At 68.1% G+C, this 18,101-nt stretch carries 18 protein-coding genes; 17 read left to right on the top strand and 1 reads right to left on the bottom strand.

Annotated elements, in window-relative coordinates:
- Nucleotides 1–72 precede the first annotated feature (72 nt).
- The 13 genes from dacB to ACWDTF_RS01530 all read left to right on the top strand — a co-directional run bounded on the left by dacB (nucleotide 73) and on the right by ACWDTF_RS01530 (nucleotide 12,506).
- On the top strand, nucleotides 73–1,425 hold the full coding sequence (dacB, locus tag ACWDTF_RS01590) for a D-alanyl-D-alanine carboxypeptidase/D-alanyl-D-alanine endopeptidase (RefSeq protein WP_449753890.1): 1,353 nt from the start codon (nucleotides 73–75) through the stop codon (nucleotides 1,423–1,425).
- Nucleotides 1,422–2,504 carry a zinc-dependent metalloprotease gene (locus ACWDTF_RS01585; protein ID WP_449753868.1) on the top strand — a complete coding sequence of 361 codons (1,083 nt, stop codon included), beginning with the start codon at nucleotides 1,422–1,424 and terminating at the stop codon, nucleotides 2,502–2,504. Before dacB ends, ACWDTF_RS01585 begins: the two co-directional genes overlap by 4 nt.
- Nucleotides 2,483–3,433 (top strand): tRNA lysidine(34) synthetase TilS, encoded by a 951-nt coding sequence (tilS, locus tag ACWDTF_RS01580; RefSeq protein WP_433256356.1) that lies wholly within the window; start codon nucleotides 2,483–2,485, stop codon nucleotides 3,431–3,433. Before ACWDTF_RS01585 ends, tilS begins: the two co-directional genes overlap by 22 nt.
- 386 nt (nucleotides 3,434–3,819) lie before the next feature.
- Nucleotides 3,820–4,329: a hypothetical protein gene (locus tag ACWDTF_RS01575; RefSeq protein WP_449753867.1), complete on the top strand. Its 510-nt coding sequence runs from the start codon at nucleotides 3,820–3,822 to the stop codon at nucleotides 4,327–4,329.
- A gap of 31 nt (nucleotides 4,330–4,360) precedes the next feature.
- Nucleotides 4,361–4,924 (top strand): hypoxanthine phosphoribosyltransferase, encoded by a 564-nt coding sequence (hpt, locus tag ACWDTF_RS01570; RefSeq protein WP_355278629.1) that lies wholly within the window; start codon nucleotides 4,361–4,363, stop codon nucleotides 4,922–4,924.
- A 126-nt stretch (nucleotides 4,925–5,050) separates the two neighbouring features.
- Nucleotides 5,051–7,444, top strand: a complete 2,394-nt coding sequence (gene ftsH / locus ACWDTF_RS01565; RefSeq protein ID WP_355278632.1) for an ATP-dependent zinc metalloprotease FtsH — start codon at nucleotides 5,051–5,053, stop codon at nucleotides 7,442–7,444.
- Nucleotides 7,441–8,064 carry a GTP cyclohydrolase I FolE gene (gene folE / locus ACWDTF_RS01560; RefSeq protein ID WP_355278634.1) on the top strand — a complete coding sequence of 208 codons (624 nt, stop codon included), beginning with the start codon at nucleotides 7,441–7,443 and terminating at the stop codon, nucleotides 8,062–8,064. The genes ftsH and folE overlap by 4 nt, the downstream gene beginning before the upstream one ends.
- 23 nt (nucleotides 8,065–8,087) lie before the next feature.
- Nucleotides 8,088–8,945, top strand: a complete 858-nt coding sequence (gene folP, locus ACWDTF_RS01555; RefSeq protein ID WP_240859480.1) for a dihydropteroate synthase — start codon at nucleotides 8,088–8,090, stop codon at nucleotides 8,943–8,945.
- The gene (folB, locus tag ACWDTF_RS01550) at nucleotides 8,938–9,315 is read left to right on the top strand and encodes a dihydroneopterin aldolase (protein ID WP_240859255.1); all 378 of its coding nucleotides are present in this window, start codon (nucleotides 8,938–8,940) and stop codon (nucleotides 9,313–9,315) included. Before folP ends, folB begins: the two co-directional genes overlap by 8 nt.
- A complete protein-coding gene (gene folK, locus ACWDTF_RS01545) occupies nucleotides 9,312–9,875 on the top strand; it encodes a 2-amino-4-hydroxy-6-hydroxymethyldihydropteridine diphosphokinase (RefSeq protein ID WP_240859248.1) in 564 nt (187 codons plus the stop codon). Before folB ends, folK begins: the two co-directional genes overlap by 4 nt.
- Nucleotides 9,872–10,393 (top strand): DUF3180 domain-containing protein, encoded by a 522-nt coding sequence (locus ACWDTF_RS01540; protein WP_355277692.1) that lies wholly within the window; start codon nucleotides 9,872–9,874, stop codon nucleotides 10,391–10,393. The genes folK and ACWDTF_RS01540 overlap by 4 nt, the downstream gene beginning before the upstream one ends.
- 69 nt (nucleotides 10,394–10,462) lie before the next feature.
- On the top strand, nucleotides 10,463–11,683 hold the full coding sequence (locus ACWDTF_RS01535) for a DUF6779 domain-containing protein (protein WP_355277695.1): 1,221 nt from the start codon (nucleotides 10,463–10,465) through the stop codon (nucleotides 11,681–11,683).
- Nucleotides 11,684–11,753: 70 nt separating this feature from the next.
- Nucleotides 11,754–12,506: a hypothetical protein gene (locus tag ACWDTF_RS01530; protein WP_355277697.1), complete on the top strand. Its 753-nt coding sequence runs from the start codon at nucleotides 11,754–11,756 to the stop codon at nucleotides 12,504–12,506.
- Nucleotides 12,507–12,693: 187 nt separating this feature from the next.
- Here the strand turns inward: ACWDTF_RS01530 and ACWDTF_RS01525 are convergent, their stop codons facing one another.
- Nucleotides 12,694–14,058, bottom strand: coding sequence for a serine/threonine-protein kinase (locus ACWDTF_RS01525; protein ID WP_355277700.1), 1,365 nt, complete (start codon nucleotides 14,056–14,058; stop codon nucleotides 12,694–12,696).
- Between the two features lie 281 nt (nucleotides 14,059–14,339).
- On the opposite strand from ACWDTF_RS01525, the gene ACWDTF_RS01520 reads away from it, so the two are divergent.
- Genes ACWDTF_RS01520 through ACWDTF_RS01505 form a run of 4 tightly spaced genes read left to right on the top strand, consistent with a single transcriptional unit; the run spans nucleotide 14,340 to nucleotide 17,480 of the window.
- Entirely contained in the window at nucleotides 14,340–15,314 is a 975-nt protein-coding gene (locus ACWDTF_RS01520; protein ID WP_240861249.1) for a Rossmann-like and DUF2520 domain-containing protein, read from the top strand.
- The gene (panC, locus tag ACWDTF_RS01515) at nucleotides 15,311–16,225 is read left to right on the top strand and encodes a pantoate--beta-alanine ligase (protein ID WP_240861150.1); all 915 of its coding nucleotides are present in this window, start codon (nucleotides 15,311–15,313) and stop codon (nucleotides 16,223–16,225) included. Before ACWDTF_RS01520 ends, panC begins: the two co-directional genes overlap by 4 nt.
- Nucleotides 16,226–16,227: 2 nt before the next feature.
- Nucleotides 16,228–16,662, top strand: coding sequence for an aspartate 1-decarboxylase (gene panD / locus ACWDTF_RS01510; RefSeq protein WP_240861152.1), 435 nt, complete (start codon nucleotides 16,228–16,230; stop codon nucleotides 16,660–16,662).
- 14 nt (nucleotides 16,663–16,676) lie between these two features.
- On the top strand, nucleotides 16,677–17,480 hold the full coding sequence (locus ACWDTF_RS01505) for a type III pantothenate kinase (protein ID WP_240861154.1): 804 nt from the start codon (nucleotides 16,677–16,679) through the stop codon (nucleotides 17,478–17,480).
- Nucleotides 17,481–18,101 lie beyond the last annotated feature (621 nt).

Genomic DNA, 18,101 nt, shown 5'->3' with positions numbered 1-18,101 from the left:
CACCGTCACCGACCCGGAGGTTCCGTGGGCGCACCCGCCAATCCGACTCCTCGCGCCAGGCGTCGTCGGCCGCTGCTGTGGACGCTGATCACGGTGTTGATCCTGGCGATCATCGCCGCCGCGACCGTCGTCGTCGCACTGAAGCTCGACGAGGACACGGAAGAACCGCTGCCCGCGGGCATCCCTCCGCAACCGGCGTTGATCGTGCCGAATCCGCAGGTCAAGCCCGTTTCGGCGACCGCTCCGATGCCTACTTCGGCCGGGGTGTCCCGGGAGATCGCCGGCGAGCTGCGCGACCCGGCGCTGGGTGTGCTGACCGGCCAGATCAGCGACGCCATCACCGGTCAGGTGCTGTGGACGCGCAACGCCGACGACCCGCGTATCCCGGCGTCGAACGACAAGGTGCTCACCGCCGCCGCGGTGCTGCTGGGGATGCCGCACGACCTGCGGCTGACCACCACCGTCGTCCTCGGACCCGGCGGCGAACTGATCCTGAAGGGCGCGGGCGACCCGACACTGTCGGCGCAGCCCGTCGGCGCCGACACCTTCTACACCGACCCCGGACGCATCGCCGACCTCGCCGCGCAGATCAAACGCTCCGGCGTGCCGGTGACGTCGGTGGCCATCGACCAGAGCGCGTTCTCTGGGCCGTCGATGGATTCCACCTGGGATCGCCGCGACATCGCGGGCGGCGACATCGCGCCGATCGAACCCCTGATGGTCGACGGCGCGCGCCTCGAACCGCTCGACGAGTACTCGCCGCGCACCCCCACTCCGGGTCTGGCCGCGGGTCAGGCGCTGGCCGATGCGCTGGGAGTCCAGGGTCGGGTCACGCAGACCACCGCCCCCGCGAACGGTCGGGTCGTCGCGTCGGTCCAGTCGGCGCCGCTGGTCACGCGGGTCAACGACATGCTGCGCTACAGCGACAACGTGCTGGCCGAGACGCTGTCCATCGAACTCTCCGTGCACCAGGGCGGACCGCCCACGCTCGCGGCGGGCGTCGACGCGATCGAGAAGACCTTGCAGCAGACCTTCGGCGCGCAATGGGCCGGGACCACGTTGCGTGACGCGTCGGGCATCTCCTACGCCAACCGGGTGCCCGCCGAACTCCTCGACGCGGTGATGACGGCGGCGAGCGGGCCTGCACAACCGGCGATGCGACCGATGCTCGACGGATTGCCGATCGCGGCGGGCGTCGCGGGCACCCTCGCCGACCGCTTCGACCCGACGACCAACCCGGGCGCCGGCTGGGTGCGCGCCAAGACCGGAACCCTGACCGGGGTCAGTTCGTTGACCGGGATAGTGCAGACCATCGACGGCCGTGTGCTGTCGTTCGCCCTGATGTCGGGCGGGACGTCTCCGGCCGACGCCCGGCCGGCGTTGGATGCGGTCGTCGGACAACTGAGGGAGTGTGGCTGTCGATGAGTGAGTCCGTGGTTGATCAAGCCGTGTACGAATCGGAGCCGGTGGGTGCCCGGATCGATTGGGGGTTCGCGTCATCGACGGCCAAACGGCTGACCCGGCCCGGCCCCAAGACCACCGCCTACACGCGCGACGCCGCCTACGCCGAACTCGACGACGCGGCCCGGCGTGCCGAGGGACCGGTGCGGGAGGTCACCGGCCTGGCCGACGGCCTGCCCATCCCGACCGCGCGCATCCTCGACCGCAAGGGCTGGATCGACGCGGCGTCGTTGTCGATGCGCAGCATGTTGGGTGCGGATGACGCTGAGCTCGACGACGGGATTCTTGCCGGCGCGACGGCGAAGATCGGCGGCCTGCAGGCCGGTGGTCTGCTCGCGTTCCTGTCGACGGTGATCCTGGGCCAGTACGACCCGTTCACCGTCGGCAGCGGCGGTGAATCCGATCCCGGTGTGCTGATGCTGGTGGCGCCCAATATCATCGCGGTTGAGAGGACGCTGAAAGTGGTGCCGTCGGATTTCCGGCTGTGGGTGTGTCTGCACGAGGTGACCCACCGCGTGCAGTTCTCCGCGAACCCGTGGCTGCGTAACTACATGCAGGACAACATCGAGATCCTCACCACCGATGCCGGTGAGTCGGCAACCGAGGTTGTTTCGCGACTCACCAAGTCACTCAAGAGCGATCAGCCGCGTGAGAAGGGTGTCCTCGGTGCGATGCAGTTGCTGCAGACGCCCGAACAATACGACGCGTTCCGCCGAATGATGGTGCTCGGCACCCTGCTCGAGGGGCACGCCGACCACGTCATGGATGCGGTCGGACCTGCACAGGTGCCGACGGTCGAAAGCATCCGCGCGGCATTCGACAAGCGGCGCACCGCCCCACGAAATCCGGTTCAGCGCATCATCCGTGCGCTCATCGGCATGGATGCCAAACTCGCCCAATACATTCGGGGCAAGGCCTTCGTCGACGCGGTGGTCGGCGAGGTGGGCATGGAGCGGTTCAACACCATTTGGACGTCGCCGGAGACCATGCCGCTGCCCGAGGAGATCGACGAGCCGTCGGCATGGATTCGGCGCGTGCTGTAACCCGCGCGATCGCCGACTTCGCCGCGGTGCATCTGCGCGGAGTGACTCGCGTGTGCGTCGGGTTGTCGGGCGGGCCGGATTCGCTTGCGCTGACGGCAGGTTCGGTGCGGGCGGGGCTGTCGGTGACGGCGCTCGTCGTCGACCATGGTCTGCAACTCGGTTCGGCCGATGTCGCCGACGCGGCGGCCGACGAAGCCCGTCGGCTGGGTGCGGATGCCATGGTGCTACCGGTGACGGTCGGCGTCGACGGCGGTCTTGAGGCGGCTGCGCGGGCGGCGCGATACGCGGCGCTCGACGCCGCGCGTGGTGGTGCCCCGGTTCTGTTGGGCCACACCATGGACGACCAGGCCGAGACGGTGCTGCTCGGGCTGGGTCGAGGTTCCGGCGCTCGCTCGATCGCGGGTATGCGCGCGTGGTCGGCGCCGTGGGGTCGGCCGCTGCTGGGTGTGCGACGGTCTACGACGCTCGCTTTGTGCACCGAGTTGGGGCTGGCACCCCATACCGATCCGCACAACCGCGATCCGCGATTCACCCGCGTTCGGCTCCGTGGCGAGGTGCTGCCGCTGCTCGAGGACGTGCTCAAAGGCGGTGTGGCCGAATCATTGTCGAGGACAGCGTCGGCGTTGCAGGCCGATAACGATGCTCTCGATGGTTACGCGGAGGAACTCGCCGGGCGCGCCGCGACCGACACGGGTCTCGCGGTTGCTCTGCTTGCCGACGCGCCAGATGCCGTGCGCACCCGCGTGATCCGACGGTGGCTGCTCGGCGTCGGCGCCACCGAGCCGACCGCTCGGGTCATCGGTGCAGTCGACGAACTGGTGATGCGATGGCGAGGCCAGGGTGGCGTCGCCATCGGGGGTGACGGCGCCGTGCGACTCGAGGTGGCTCGGGTCGGTGAGGTGATCGGTGTGGAGCGCACGCCTCGCTGATCCGAAGGGCTCGGTGACCGACCCTGTGAACTGCGGAAACACGCAAGTACCTGCCCACAAAATCTAGGGGAAGAAGTTTCTTCCCCGGGGTTCGTAGTCGTCCGCGAGAATTTTCTGGGGGAGGACTCCAAGGGTAGGGGAGGAAGTTTCGTCCCCTAGATTTTGTGGGCGCATGGGCCTGGGCGTCACGTTCCGTGGAACGCGACGGCCGACGACCGGTGACTGAGATCGGGCCCGTCAGCGTCCGCTTCCGGGACATGCCCGGATGACCACCGTCAGGGGCCCGATCCTGGCCGCCGGTTCGGCCCTCTTCCCGCTTAAGATCGACGACGACGACGTCGGCCGGTGGGGTAGGGGCTCTTGAATCCCGAATCGCCGTTACCGTAGTGTCACTTAGGTACATCCAGCCGTGTCGGTGGACGCTGCTGACCGCCAAGCTCGTCGTCTTCGGGGTGCTCGGGGCCGCCACCACCGCGGTGGCCGTCGCGGTGACCAACAGCGTGCTCCCACGACTCTCGCCGAACACATGGTCCGAGGTGTCGCTGTTCACCTCGGAGGGCATCCGGTTCTTGTGGGCGATCCCGCTCTACACCGTGCTGCTGATCGCGTTGGGCCTCGGACTCGTGGCGCTGATCCGCCACACCTACCTGGTCATCGCGTTGGTGCTGTTCGTCAAACTGGGCACCGAGGCGTTCCTGCTGCTCGCCGACATCGACCTCGGCGATGCCTTTCGGCACTACTCGCCGTTCATCAATGCTGAATACAGCACCGGGCAGCTGCAGGGGATGCCCGAGGGGATCTGGGGCGTCAACATCGCGATCCTCTATTACGCGGTGTTCTTCTTGGCGGTGTTCGGCCTCGGCCTGTGGCGGGCGTCGCGGGTGAGTCGGACGTGAGGCGGTTCACCGTACATGGCACCCTTGAACCGTGCACAGCACCGATCCTTACAGCGATGACATCGAAGCCGTTCTGATCACCGAGGATCAGATACGGGCGCGAACGGCCGAGCTCGCCGCATCGATAGGTTCCCGGTATGCCGACATCGACGAGGATCTCGTCCTGATCGGAGTTCTCAAGGGCGCCATCATGTTCATGACCGACTTCGCTCTGGCCTTGCCGATCCCGTCGCAGATGGAGTTCATGGCGGTGTCGAGCTACGGGTCGTCGACGTCATCGTCGGGTGTGGTCCGCATCCTCAAGGACCTCGACCGCGACATCGAGGGCCGTGACGTGCTGATCGTCGAGGACATCATCGACTCGGGCCTCACGTTGTCGTGGCTGATGAAGAACCTGGCGACCCGCTCACCGCGCAGCCTCGAGGTGTGCACGTTGCTGCGCAAACCCGAGGCGGTGCGCTCACCGGTCCGCGTCGCGGAGGTGGGCTTCGACATCCCCAACGAGTTCGTCGTCGGCTACGGCCTCGACTACGCCGAGCGCTACCGCGACCTGCCCTACATAGGCCGGCTCAAGCCGTCGGTCTACACGCACTGAATAGCGGGGTAGGGAACGGTTTCACCAGCGTGATCGTTGACCGGTAGCCTCTATGTGTACCTACCGTGGGAAGGACATGGGAACGGTCGCGGGCCCCAACCGGCGAGCCCGACCCCACCAACACGCATGAACCGTAAGTCAGTCTTCCGAAACCTGGCCATTCTGGCGCTAGTACTGCTCGCCCTGTGGGGCTGGAGCGTGCTGCGCGATTCGGACCGGGAGTACACGGGCGTCGACACCTCAGTCGCGCTCACCCAGCTCGATCAGAAAAACGCCAAGTTCGTCAGCATCGACGACCGCGAGCAGCAACTGCGGATCGAGCTCAACAAGTCGATCAAGCACGACGACAAAGACGTCGACAAGATCAGCGCCAAGTACCCGGCACAAGCGGGCGACCAGATCTTCGACCAGGTCAAGGCCACCGGCGCGCCGTACACCACCAACGTCAACGAACAGTCGGTGCTCTGGCAGATCCTGCTGTTCGCCCTGCCGATGATCCTGCTGTTCGGTCTGTTCTTCTTCGTCATGAACCGCATGCAAGGCGGTGGTCGCGGCGGCGTGATGGGCTTCGGCAAGTCCCGCGCCAAGCAGCTCACCAAGGACATGCCGAAGACGACCTTCGCCGACGTCGCCGGCGCCGACGAGGCGGTCGAAGAACTCTACGAGATCAAGGACTTCCTGCAGAACCCGGCGCGCTATCAGGCGCTGGGCGCGAAGATCCCCAAGGGCGTGCTGCTGTTCGGTCCGCCCGGTACCGGTAAGACGCTGCTCGCGCGGGCCGTCGCCGGGGAGGCCGGGGTTCCGTTCTTCACGATCTCCGGTTCGGACTTCGTCGAGATGTTCGTCGGTGTCGGCGCATCGCGTGTGCGCGACCTGTTCGAGCAGGCCAAGCAGAACAGTCCGTGCATCATCTTCGTCGACGAGATCGACGCGGTCGGGCGTCAGCGTGGCGCCGGACTCGGCGGTGGCCACGACGAACGCGAGCAGACGCTCAACCAGCTGCTGGTGGAGATGGACGGCTTCGGTGACCGGTCGGGCATCATCCTGATCGCCGCGACCAACCGTCCCGACATCCTCGACCCCGCACTGCTGCGCCCCGGCCGCTTCGACCGGCAGATCCCCGTCGGCAACCCCGACATGGCCGGCCGCAAGGCGATCCTGCGTGTACACGCCAAGGGCAAGCCGATCGACCCCGACGCCGACCTCGACGGCTTGGCCAAGCGGACCCCCGGCATGTCCGGCGCCGACCTGGCCAACGTCGTCAACGAGGCGGCGCTGCTCACTGCGCGCGAAAACAAGCAGACGATCACCGCGGAGGCGCTCGAAGAGGCGGTCGACCGGGTGATCGGGGGCCCGCGCCGCAAGAGCCACGTCATCAGCGAACACGAGAAGAAGGTCGTCGCCTACCACGAGGGCGGACACACCCTCGCGGCCTGGGCGATGCCCGACCTCGACCCCATCTACAAGGTCACCATCCTGGCCCGCGGACGGACCGGCGGCCACGCCCTGGCCGTGCCCGAGCAGGACAAGGACCTGATGACGCGGTCGGAGATGATTGCGCGTCTGGTGATGGCGATGGGGGGTCGCGCCGCGGAGGAACTCGTCTTCCACGAGCCGACGACGGGCGCGTCGTCCGACATCGACCAGGCGACCAAGATCGCGCGTGCGATGGTCACCGAATACGGCATGTCCGCAAAGCTGGGCGCGGTGCGCTACGGCCAGGATCAGGGCGATCCGTTCCTCGGACGGTCGATGGGGTCGCACACCGACTACTCGGCCGAGATCGCCGGCGAGATCGACGACGAGGTTCGTCGCCTCATCGAGGCCGCGCACACCGAGGCATGGGCGATCCTCTCGGAGTACCGCGACACCCTCGACGTGCTGGCCACCGAGTTGCTGGAGAAGGAGACGCTCACCCGCAAGGATCTCGAGAAGATCTTCTCCGACGTCGAAAAGCGTCCGCGGATCACCGCGTTCAACGAGTTCGGTGAGCGCACCCCGAGCGACAAGCCGCCGGTGAAGACACCGGGAGAACTGGCGATCGAGCGCGGCGAGCCGTGGCCGCCGGAACCCGAACCGGTGCCCGAGCCCGTCGGTGCGGCGGGGTACCCGGGTGGTCCCCAGGTGCCCGGGCAGATCCCGTCCTATCCGCCGGGAACTCCGGGACAGGCGTATCCGGGACAGCACGGACAGGGCACGCCCTACCCCCAGTACCCGAATCCTCAGTATCCGGCACCGAACTACCCGAACCCCCAATATCCCAATCCGCAGTACCCGAACCCCCAATATCCGAACCCGCAGTACCCGGCTCCGCCGGAGCACGCAGGCGGGGGCACGCGTCCCGACTATGGCGCGCCGCGGGATTGGTCGGCACCGGGCTGGCCGCCCCAAAACTCGACGCCACCGGACCCGACGCCGGGCCGGCCGCCAGAGATCAACGGCACCGGGCACGGCAGCGGTGACACCAACGGCACCAACGGCAGCGGAACCAACGGCAGCGGGCCAGGTCAGGGGACATGACGATCAGCGAACGCCACGACGCCGAGTTCGACACCGACTCCGATGTCCCCGGAACCGGCTTCGACCAGGCACGTGCAGAGGCAGCGGTCCGCGAGTTGTTGATCGCGGTGGGGGAGGACCCGGAGCGAGAAGGGTTGCGGCGCACGCCAACCCGCGTCGCCAACGCGTACCGGGAGATGTTCGCCGGGTTGTACACCAACCCCGACGAGGTGCTCGCCACGACCTTCGACGAGGACCACGACGAACTCGTCCTCGTCAAGGACATCCCGATGTACTCGACCTGCGAACACCACCTCGTGTCGTTCCATGGCGTCGCGCACGTCGGTTACATCCCGGGCGTCAGCGGGCAGGTGACCGGGTTGTCGAAGCTCGCTCGGCTCGTCGACCTGTACGCCAAACGGCCGCAGGTGCAGGAACGGTTGACCAGTCAGATCGCCGACGCGATCGTGCGCAAGCTCGATCCGCGCGGGGTGATCGTGGTGATCGAGGCCGAACACCTGTGCATGGCGATGCGCGGTATCCGCAAACCCGGCGCGACGACCACGACTTCCGCGGTCCGAGGCCTGTTCAAGACCAGCGCGGTCTCCCGCGGCGAAGCGCTCGACCTGATCACGCGGTGACCGCGTCTGCGCGCTGCCTCGTCATGGGGGTCATCAACGTCACCGCCGACTCGTTCTCCGACGGTGGCCGCTACCTCGACGCCGATGCGGCGGTCGCGCACGGACTCGAACTCGTGGCACAGGGCGCCGACCTCATCGATGTCGGCGGTGAATCGACGCGGCCCGGTGCGATTCGGGTCGACCCGGACCTCGAGGCGGCGCGGGTGACACCGGTGATCGCTGCGCTCGCCGAGCAGGGTGCGCGCATCTCGGTCGACACCATGCGCGCCTCGGTCGCGGCGGCCGCGATCGACGCCGGCGCAGCCATCGTCAACGACGTGTCCGGGGGCCGCGCCGACCCCGACATGGCCAAGGTCGTCGCCGACGCCGGCGTGCCGTGGATTCTGATGCACTGGCGTCCGGCAGGCGACAGCGGCGACCGGCGCTTCACCCATCGGATCGGCGATGTCGGCGGCTATCGGGACGTGGTGGCCGAGGTCAGCGGCGAACTGCTCGCCCAGGTGGATGCGGCAGTGTCCGCAGGGGTCGACCCCGACCGCCTCATCCTCGACCCTGGCCTCGGGTTCGCCAAAACCGCCGAACACAATTGGGCTCTTCTGCACGCGCTGCCGACCCTCGTCGGGCTGGGGTTCCCGGTGCTCGTCGGTGCGTCGCGCAAGCGTTTTCTCGGCACCTTGCTGGCCGACGGTGACGCGGTCCGCCCGCCGCAGGAGCGCGACGTGGCGACCGCGTCGATCTCCGCCCTCTCTGCTGCGAACGGTGCGTGGGGGGTTCGGGTGCACGACGTGGCCGGCAGCCGCGACGCGGTCGCGGTGGCCGACGCCTGGCGGTCCGGTGGCCGGCGCGGCGACCTCGCCGATCGGGTGGGCGTTCATGACTGACCGCATCGAGTTGCGTGGCCTGCGGGTGCGCGGGCATCACGGCGTCTTCGACCACGAACGACGCGACGGGCAGGACTTCGTCATCGACGTCGTGCTGTGGCTGGACCTGAGCGCTGCGGCTGCTTCCGACGACCTCGCCGACACCGTCGATTACGGGGTTCTGGCGCAGACGGTCGCCGACATCGTCTCGGGCGAACCGCGCGACCTCATCGAGACGGTCGGCGCGGAGATCGCCGAACGGGTGATGGCCGACGAGCGACTCGCCGCCTGCGAGGTCACCGTGCACAAACCGTCCGCGCCGATCCCGTTGACCTTCGACGACGTCGCTGTGGTGACGCGCCGTTCCCGCAAGGCGATGGGCGGCCGATGAGTCGCGCGGTGCTGTCGGCGGGCTCCAACGTGGGTGACCGGCGTGCGCACCTCGAAAGTGTGGTGTCGGGGTTCGCCGACGAACTCGTCGCGGTATCGAGCGTGTATGCGACCCCACCCTGGGGTGGTGTCGAGCAGGACGACTTCTACAACATCGCCCTGATCGTCGACGGCCCGTTGTCGGCGGCACAGTGGCTGGCTCGCGGCGCGGCGCTCGAAGAAGCGGCCGATCGTGTTCGGGAGGTCCGGTGGGGGCCGCGGACCCTCGACGTCGACGTCATCACCGTCTCCGACGACCACACCACCGTCTCCGACGACAACACCACCGTCTCCGACAATGACGACGGGGTGGTGGTCAGCGACGACCCCGTGCTGACCCTCCCGCATCCACGGGCCGCACAACGCGCGTTCGTGCTCATCCCGTGGCTGGAGATCGACCCGGCAGCCGCACTCTGGACCCCAGACGGCGTTGTCCCGGTCGAAGGGCTCCTGAAGCAGCTCGACGACTCGGAGAAGCTAGGGGTTCGTCGCGTCGACACGATCGGGTGGGCCTCGGCATGACGTCGCCCCTGCCTGCGGGTCACCCGCCGCACGACGACGAGCCGAAGATGGGTCCCACCCGCGTGCGGGACCTGGTGATCATCGCCGCGGTGGTCGCCGCGGCGTCGTGGATTCTGGTGCGCTACAACTACTCCGACCTGCCGCCGCTGCCGCTGCTGGCCGGCATCGTGCTGTATGTGCTGGCCGTCCTCGAAGTGGTGATCGCGTTCGTGGTGCGATCCCGCGTCGCGTCCCGCGACATCGGTGCGGCGAACGGGCAACTGCACCCACTGACCGCCGCGCGTGTGCTCGCGCTGGCCAAGGCGTCGGCGATCCTGGCGGCCATCGCGATCGGGGTGTGGGTCGGGCTGCTCGCTTTCCTGCTCAACCAGCACGATCTGGCGGCCGCCGATCACGACAAACCGGGTGCGATCATCGGGCTGGTGGGCGGCGTCTTTCTCGCGGTCGCCGCGCTGTGGTTGGAGTATTGCTGCCGCGCTCCCGACGACCCCACGTCCGACCATTCCCCACCGGCCTGAATCGGAGATTCATGACTCTCCGGAACAGCTTGGCCGACGAATGACCGGTCAACCGGTAAGTTCTCGGTCATGACGACCTCGAACGGCCGTTCCACCGAGCCCCGACGTTCCGGTCGGTCGGTGGGCCAATGGTTGCTCGGGCTGCTGATCGTCCTGGCGCTGGCAGCGAGCATTCTGATGGTCTTCACCGATCAGCTGTCGATCCCCGGTTCCCTCGCGGTGATCGCCGCGCTGTGGGCGGCGGTCATCGGCGCCATTCTCGTCACCAAATTCCGTCGTCAGGCCGAGAGCGCCGAGGCCAAGAGCCGCGACCTGCGACTCGTCTACGAGCTGCAGCTCGAACGCGAGATCGCCGCGCGTCGACAGTACGAACTCGATGTGGAGACCACCATCCGGCGCGAGGTCAGCGCGGAGGCCAACGAAGAGCTCTCCGAGTTGAAGGCCCAGGTCCTCGCGCTGCGTTCGAGCTTGGAGATGCTCATCGGCGAGCCCCTTCCCGATCAGCGCACGGCGCTGCCGAACGAGAAGATGCGCGAGCTGGCGTCGGGTCTCGGTCCGGGCTATGGGGATTCGGGATTCGGGGACCCGGGATTTCGGGGGTCACCCTTCGGTGCCGGCGCACCCGACTACGGTCGCTCCTCGGGATTTGCCGACGACGACGCACTCGCTGCACGTGACTTCGCCGCCACCGCACCGGCCGGTGACGACGGTCGGCACATCGACAAGGTGGTCGACCCCAACGAGATGACCGAGGTCATCCCTGTGGTCACCGATGACCCGCTCTCCGGCCGGATCGCCACCGAGGTTCCGCTCGAGGACGTTGCGGACGACGAGGTCTCAGTCACCGAGGCCGTTGGTGAGGTCTCGGACGCGGAGGTCGTCGAACCTCCGTCGGAGCCGGTCGTCGAGGAGCCACCGCAGGCCGCCGAAACCCCCGCACAGTCGATGCCGTTCTCGGGCGGGTTCTACGTCGGTTCCGAACCCCCGGTTGCCCCGGGGACCACGCCGCCGGCACCGTTCACCGACGAGACCCCCACCGACGAGTGGGCTCGGGAGGCCGTCGCGAAGGCAGCCAAGGAGGCCCCGGCCGACGTCGCTCCGGACGCTGCGGTGGGCCGTCACGAAGGCGGACCCGACGCCACCCCGGCCGCGAGCTTCGGCCGTAGACGCCGACGCGACGTCGACGACAACGAGAGTTCCCACTCGGCGGGTCTGCCGGTCTCCGAGTTGTTGGGCCAGCTGCGTGCAGCCGAGTCGAGTGGTGGCGGTAGGCGTCGGCGGGCCGACTGACTTAGGTTCTGCCTGTCTGTCGGCGGATCAACCCACGTTTTGCGTGGTGAGACGGCATTAGACTGCTTCCATGACGGCGGCGACATACGCCCAGAGTGCGGTCGTAGGCGAGGATCACTGTCCTCGCCTCGGTGAGCGCGGCGCCGCGTGGCAGCAGTGTCTGGTGAGTGCCGCACTGTTCGTGCCGATCGTCGCCTGGTGGCCGATGTCGTTGTGGCTCTACCAATTTGACCCGCACCATGGCGAAAGCGGTCCCGCCCGCGTCGCGGCGTTCAACGCCGACGGCCCCAACGCGAGTCTGATTCTGCGTTGGGCGCTGACGGCGATCATCGTGGTGTACTTCGTCGCGGTCATCGTGTGGTGGGCGCGCAGTCCCCGCCGGGCGGTGATTGCGGCGCCCATCGCGGCGGTCGGAGCGATCGGGTTCTGGGGTGGTCAGGTGCCGCTGCTCCTCTCGGCGCAGGACAACCTCGTGATCGATGCGGCCAAGCATGCGGCGATCTTCGTCGCGCTGATGATTGTCGCGTGGTCGATCGCCCGACGCAGACATCCATGGTGGCTGCTCGGGGTGCCGATCATCGCGGTGCTCGCGGTCAACGCGAGCCGGCATCCGGAATGGTTCCCCAATCCGACCGATGTCGTCCTCGAGCGCACGGCCGACGGAATCCAGAGCGCAGCGAACCCGCCGTTCTGGCCGATCACCCGTCAAACCTTCGGCGACGTCGCCGACCTCATCGCCGGAATCCTTTTGCTCTGGGCGATCGACGCCGGGTTCGGGGCGATCGTCTCGCGGGGTACAGCGTCTGCACCGTCCGCCGCCTGAGGTTCGTGCCGCTCCCTGAGGTTCCTACCGCTCCCTGAGGTGCGAGCCTGCGAGCCTCGAAGGGTCGTGGTGAGCCGACAATGTCCTCTCACCAGGGGCTTCGAGGCTCTCGGCTGGCGCCTCGAGCACCGCAGCCGGCGGGGAGGGGGTTCCTCAGCCGGCGCCGGGAGATGGTGGGCGGCAGGGATCAGTGCAGGGTCAGCGCGTATCCGATGGCGAACGCGACGCAGGCGACGCCGATGATGATGGCCAGCAGGTTGAGGGTCTGAGCGAGCCTTGCGGCCGGTGGGAGACCGCCCGACAACCGGCGCGACCGTCCGGCGAGGTGCAAACCCAGCACACCCACCGGAACGCCGATGCCCGCGACGACGCTGAGCGGGATCGCGAGGATGCCGCACGCCAGTGCCTTGGTGGCGGCCGACGCGTCGGGCTGGAATCCGGTCGGGGGAGCCACGACGTGCGGTGTCGCGTGCCGGATGGTGGGGTCGTCGTAGTGCGGGGTGTGCCGGTCGAACGATGCCCGCATCGTCGACTCGTAGGAGGGTGGCGGCGGTGTCACGGGGGGCGGCGCCGGACGGAATCCGGCACTGCGGGTGGTCCGCGGTTGGTGGCCGGGATGCGGTTGCGGCGGTCGGGTCGGTGCTGGTGCCGCTGCGCGGATGCGGAGGGTGTCGGGCACTGGGACCCGCGCGGTGCTCGCGGTCCGGACGGCACAGGCAGCGCGGAATTCGGCTGCGAACGCGCCGGCGGTGGCTGGGCGGTCGGCGGGATTCTTGGCCAGGCCGTGCTGGACGGCGTCGTCGATGGCCGGGTCGAGGTCGGGGCGACGATCGGTGATCGGTGGTGGGCGTTCGTTGAGGTGATGGTGGATGAACACGGCCGGGCTGCGTGCCATGAATGGCGGTGTCCCGGCGAGCAGTTCGTAGACGGTGCAGGCCAGTGAGTACACGTCGCTGCGGCGGTCGAGCGCCTCGCCCGACAGTTGCTCGGGTGACGAGTACGGGTACGACCCGATCACGGCATTCGCCGACGTGAGAGCGGTTCCGACGTCGTTTTGGCGGGCTATTCCGAAGTCCGCCAACCGGATTCGTCGTTCAGCTGGCTCGTCGTCGACGCTGCTGACGAGGATGTTGGCCGGCTTCACATCGCGGTGCAGCAGACCGTGCCGGTGAGCGTGGTCGAGGGCGCCGCCGATCGCGTCGGCCACCGAGGCCACATTCTCCACGCCGAGTCCGTTCGGCGACCGTTCGACGAGCGCGGCCGCGTCGGTGCCGGGCACGTACTGCATGGCGATCCAGAGCCGGCCGTCGGATTCGCCGCGGTCGTAGACGTTGACGATCGACGGGTGGTCGAGTCGCGCGGCGAGCTCGGCCTCCCGGACGAAGCGCGCACGGAACATCGCGTCGTCGGTGAAGTGCTCGCTGAGGACCTTGATCACGTCGCGTCGGGGGAGCCGGGGATGCTGCGCGAGGTAGACCTCACCCATGCCACCCGCACCGATCTTGCGCACGATCGTGTACCCGGCGAACTCTGTGCCCTGGGTGAGGCTCATAGGGACCTCCACGATGGTGCGCACCGACGGCGCGAACCTCAGAGTACGCCGGTTTTGCGCAGGTCACGAGGCCTGCCGATCGGTCGAACGACCCCCTGGACCGGTGTCAGACGACACTTGCGCGGTGAGCCGCGTCACAGGAAATGGCCACGGCGGCACGCCACCACCTACCCTTGGACTGCAACGTCTGGTACCCGCGCCTACTGCCGGGACTGGAACGAACTTTTTGGAGGACAGCGGTGACCTCACCGAGCGGTGATATGCCCATGCCGTCGGGGCCCATGTCGTCGGGCCGGCGACCCGGCAGCCGTGCGTCCGCAGATCTTCCTGGCGTTTCCAACCTCCCCGCCCCCGCTCGGCTGACCGTCGGCATCGTGTCCGCGGGTCGTGTCGGCACCGCACTCGGCGAGGCGTTGGAGAAGGCCGGTCACATCGTCGGCGGGGTGGTCGCGCGCTCGGCTGATTCTCGCGCCCGCGCGCGTCGTAGGCTTCCCGAGTCCGAGATCCTCGATCTCGCCGCCGTCGTCGCCCGATCGGAGTTCTTGCTGATCAGCGTGCCCGACGCGGCTCTGACCCGGGTCATCGACGACATCGCCGCCACTGGTGCACTGCGCCCTGGCACGCTGGTCGCGCACACCGCCGGGGCGCATGGCGTCATCATCCTCGAACCACTCACCGCCCTCGGAGCGGTGCCGATGGCACTGCATCCGGCGATGACCTTCGTCGGTACCGAGGAGGACACCACTCGTCTGGCGCATGCCTGCTTCGGGGTGACAGCTGCCGACGAGGTCGGCGCGGCAATCGTCAGCTCGCTGGTGCTCGAGATGGGCGGTGAACCCGTCCGGATCGCCGAAGACGACCGCACGCTGTATCACGCGGCACTCGCGCACGGGGCCAATCATCTGGTCGCGCTCATCTCCGACGCCGTCGCGATCCTCAACGCCGCCATCGACAAATCCGGGCGCGAGACCGCGACCATCGACGGCAACGCGGTGCTGCTGGCCGAACGCATCCTCGGGCCGCTGGTCACCGCGTCGTTGCAGAACGTCCTCGAACTCGGACCGTCGGCGCTCACCGGCCCGGTCGCGCGCGGTGACGCGCACGCCGTCGCCGGCCATCTCGACGCCGTCCGCGCGATCTCCGGCGGATCCGGTCGTGATGGTCTGGCGGAGGCGTACCGCACCCTGGCGCGCCGCGCGGCGACATACACCGACGCACCGTCGGATCTGCTCGACGTCCTGGAGGAGGCACGATGACGGGCTACACGCCGGGACAGCTCACCGTGCACCGCGATCCGGCCGAATTACGACGCGTCACACGGGCGCTGCGCTCGGCGGGCAAGCGAGTCGTGCTGGTGCCCACCATGGGCGCCCTCCATGCCGGACATCTGCAGTTGGTGCGTGCCGCCAAGGCCAAAGGCAATGCGGTGGTGGTGGTGTCGATCTTCGTCAACCCGCTGCAATTCGGGGTCAACGAAGATCTGGACGCCTATCCACGCACCTTCGACGCCGACCGCGCACTCCTCGAGCCGCTCGGCGTCGAGCTCGTGTTCGCTCCGACTGCCGCCGCGATGTACCCCAACGGTCAGCGCACCATGGTGCGTCCCGGGCCGGTTGGCGAAGTCCTGGACGGGATCTCGCGCCCCACCCATTTCGCCGGGATGCTCACCGTGGTGCTCAAGCTGCTCAACATCGTCGGCCCGCACGCCGCCTACTTCGGCGAAAAGGATTACCAGCAGCTGGTTCTCATCACCCAGATGGCCGCCGACCTGAACCTTGACGTCGAGATCGTGGGCGTCCCGACGGTGCGCGAGTCCGACGGCCTGGCCATGTCGTCACGCAACCGCTACCTCGACCCCGCACAGCGCGAGCTGGCCACCACGCTCTCCGCCGCTCTCGTCGCCGGCGCCCATGCCGCGCCCGGTGGCCAGGACGCGATTCTGGCTGCCGCACAATCGGTTCTGGACACCGCGCCGGACATCGCCGTCGAGTACCTCGCGCTGCGCGGACGTCAGCTCGAAGAACCGCCGAGTGCCGGGCAGGGCCGACTCCTCGTCGCCGCACGGCTCGGGCCGGCACGCCTGATCGACAACGTGGGCGTCATGATCGGCGGCTACCCCGAAACAGACCCCACCCCAACAGCTCCAGCCACAACAGAGGGACACTGACGATGCTTCGCACCATGATGACGTCGAAAATCCACCGGGCCATCGTGACCCAGGCCGACCTGCACTACGTGGGGTCGGTGACCATCGACGCCGACCTGCTCGACGCGGCCGACCTGCTCGAAGGCGAGCAGGTGACCATCGTCGACATCACCAACGGTGCCCGGCTCGAAACCTACGCGATCGCCGGTGAGCGCGGTTCCGGTGTCATCGGGATCAACGGTGCCGCAGCGCATCTGGTCCACCCGGGCGACCTGGTGATCATCATCGCCTACGGCATTCTCAACGAGCAGGAAGTGCGCGAGTACGCGCCGCACGTCGTGTTCGTCGACGATCACAACCGCGTCCAGGAGTCCGGCACCGATCCGGCGCGCGCCCCCGAGGGGTCGGGTCTGCTCGACCCCCGGCACGCCGACAACCACGCCTTCGTCGACGCCTGATCGCCGGCCGTCACATGCTGCTGACCGTCGACGTCGGGAACACCAACATCCACCTCGGCGTCTTCGCGGGCGTCGGTGACCACGCGAAACTCGTGCGGGACTGGCGAATCCACACCGACCCCCACTACACCGCCGACGAACTCGCCTGGGCGTTCCGGGGAATGCTCGGCCCCGACATCGAGCAGGTGACCGGTGTTGCGGCACTGTCCACCGTGCCGTCACTGCTGCGGGAACTGCGCGTGATGGTGCCCCGCTACTTCGGATCCGGGCCGCACGTCCTGCTCGAACCGGGTGTCCGCACCGGTGTGCCCCTACTCGTGGACAATCCCAAGGAGGTCGGCACCGACCGTGTCGCCAACTGCCTTGCCGCGCACCATGAGTTCGGTGGTCCGTGCATCGTGGTCGCTTTTGGTACCGCGACCGTCGTCGACGCCGTGTCGGAGAAGGGCGAGTTCCTTGGCGGAGCCATCGCGCCGGGTGTGAACCTCGCGGTCGAGGCGCTCTCCGAGCACACCGTGACCGTGCGCAAGGTGGAGCTGATGCCACCCCGCAGTGTGCTCGGCAAGAACACCGTCGAGGCACTCCAGTCGGGCATCCTGTACGGGTTCGCCGGCCAGGTCGACGGCCTGGTCGAACGCGTGCGGGACACCGTCGACGGTTTCGGCGACGACGACGTCCCGGTGGTTGCCACCGGCTATCTCGCGCCACTGATGTTCGACGAATGCCGCTCGCTCACCGACCACCACACCCACCTCACCCTCGAAGGGCTGCGGCTGGTCCACGAACGCTCGAAGGCCGGACCGCGCCGCGCTCGCTGACCAACGTCGCTGCCAGTCGCTCCCTGTGGCGCCCCCGCTGGCGAGCACCCCTCCGCTCGCTGAGGTGCTCGAGGCGCGATGACGAGCCTCGAAGGGCAGGCGAGACAACAGCATTGGTGACAGCGAGGACTACGGCGATCAGCGATCCGCCCGCCGACGGCGTCGGCGATCGTGGAGGGGGAAGGTGGGTCGGGCCGGTGGCCAGGATCGGGCCCCTGAGGGTGGTCCTCCGGGTATGTCCCGGAAGCGGACGCTGACGGGCCCGATCTCAGTCACCGATTGTCGGTCGTCGCGTTCCGCCGACGGCGACGCCAGGAACATGCGCCCACAAAAAGTCGGGGAAGAAACTTCGTCCCCGACCCTTGGTGTCTTCCCCCAGAAATTTGTAGGGGACGACTGTGAACCTCGGGGAAGAAACTTCTTCCCCTAGATTTTGCGGGCACGACGCTCGCGCATTTCCCAGCTCAGCGGGGTCGATCACCGAACTCGTCAACCAGCAGGCGGGACCCCTGGCCATCCCGGGGCATCTGTGGCACAATTCCTGCCGTGATCAAGAGCTGTCAGGAGTGTTGTCAGGGCTGAGTCCGCATCTGCGGCCGCCCTCCTTCGCGCTCCCCGCTC

The organism is Gordonia sp. NPDC003422, from assembly GCF_053588675.1.
Note: the sequence above shows the minus strand (reverse complement) of the source record. Positions and strands in the feature narration are given on the sequence as shown.

Excerpts from the sequence above, each read along its gene's own strand:
- panC (WP_240861150.1), top strand. The coding sequence starts at position 15,311 with ATGACGGGCTACACGCCGGGACAGCTCACCGTGCACCGCGATCCGGCC.
- folK (WP_240859248.1), top strand. The coding sequence starts at position 9,312 with ATGAGTCGCGCGGTGCTGTCGGCGGGCTCCAACGTGGGTGACCGGCGT.
- folE (WP_355278634.1), top strand. The coding sequence starts at position 7,441 with ATGACGATCAGCGAACGCCACGACGCCGAGTTCGACACCGACTCCGAT.
- ACWDTF_RS01535 (WP_355277695.1), top strand. The coding sequence starts at position 10,463 with ATGACGACCTCGAACGGCCGTTCCACCGAGCCCCGACGTTCCGGTCGG.
- ftsH (WP_355278632.1), top strand. The coding sequence starts at position 5,051 with ATGAACCGTAAGTCAGTCTTCCGAAACCTGGCCATTCTGGCGCTAGTA.
- ACWDTF_RS01540 (WP_355277692.1), top strand. The coding sequence starts at position 9,872 with ATGACGTCGCCCCTGCCTGCGGGTCACCCGCCGCACGACGACGAGCCG.
- ACWDTF_RS01585 (WP_449753868.1), top strand. The coding sequence starts at position 1,422 with ATGAGTGAGTCCGTGGTTGATCAAGCCGTGTACGAATCGGAGCCGGTG.
- ACWDTF_RS01525 (WP_355277700.1), bottom strand. The coding sequence starts at position 14,058 with ATGAGCCTCACCCAGGGCACAGAGTTCGCCGGGTACACGATCGTGCGC.
- folP (WP_240859480.1), top strand. The coding sequence starts at position 8,088 with ATGGGGGTCATCAACGTCACCGCCGACTCGTTCTCCGACGGTGGCCGC.
- panD (WP_240861152.1), top strand. The coding sequence starts at position 16,228 with ATGCTTCGCACCATGATGACGTCGAAAATCCACCGGGCCATCGTGACC.
- tilS (WP_433256356.1), top strand. The coding sequence starts at position 2,483 with ATGGATTCGGCGCGTGCTGTAACCCGCGCGATCGCCGACTTCGCCGCG.
- ACWDTF_RS01520 (WP_240861249.1), top strand. The coding sequence starts at position 14,340 with ATGTCGTCGGGCCGGCGACCCGGCAGCCGTGCGTCCGCAGATCTTCCT.
- ACWDTF_RS01505 (WP_240861154.1), top strand. The coding sequence starts at position 16,677 with ATGCTGCTGACCGTCGACGTCGGGAACACCAACATCCACCTCGGCGTC.
- folB (WP_240859255.1), top strand. The coding sequence starts at position 8,938 with ATGACTGACCGCATCGAGTTGCGTGGCCTGCGGGTGCGCGGGCATCAC.
- ACWDTF_RS01530 (WP_355277697.1), top strand. The coding sequence starts at position 11,754 with ATGACGGCGGCGACATACGCCCAGAGTGCGGTCGTAGGCGAGGATCAC.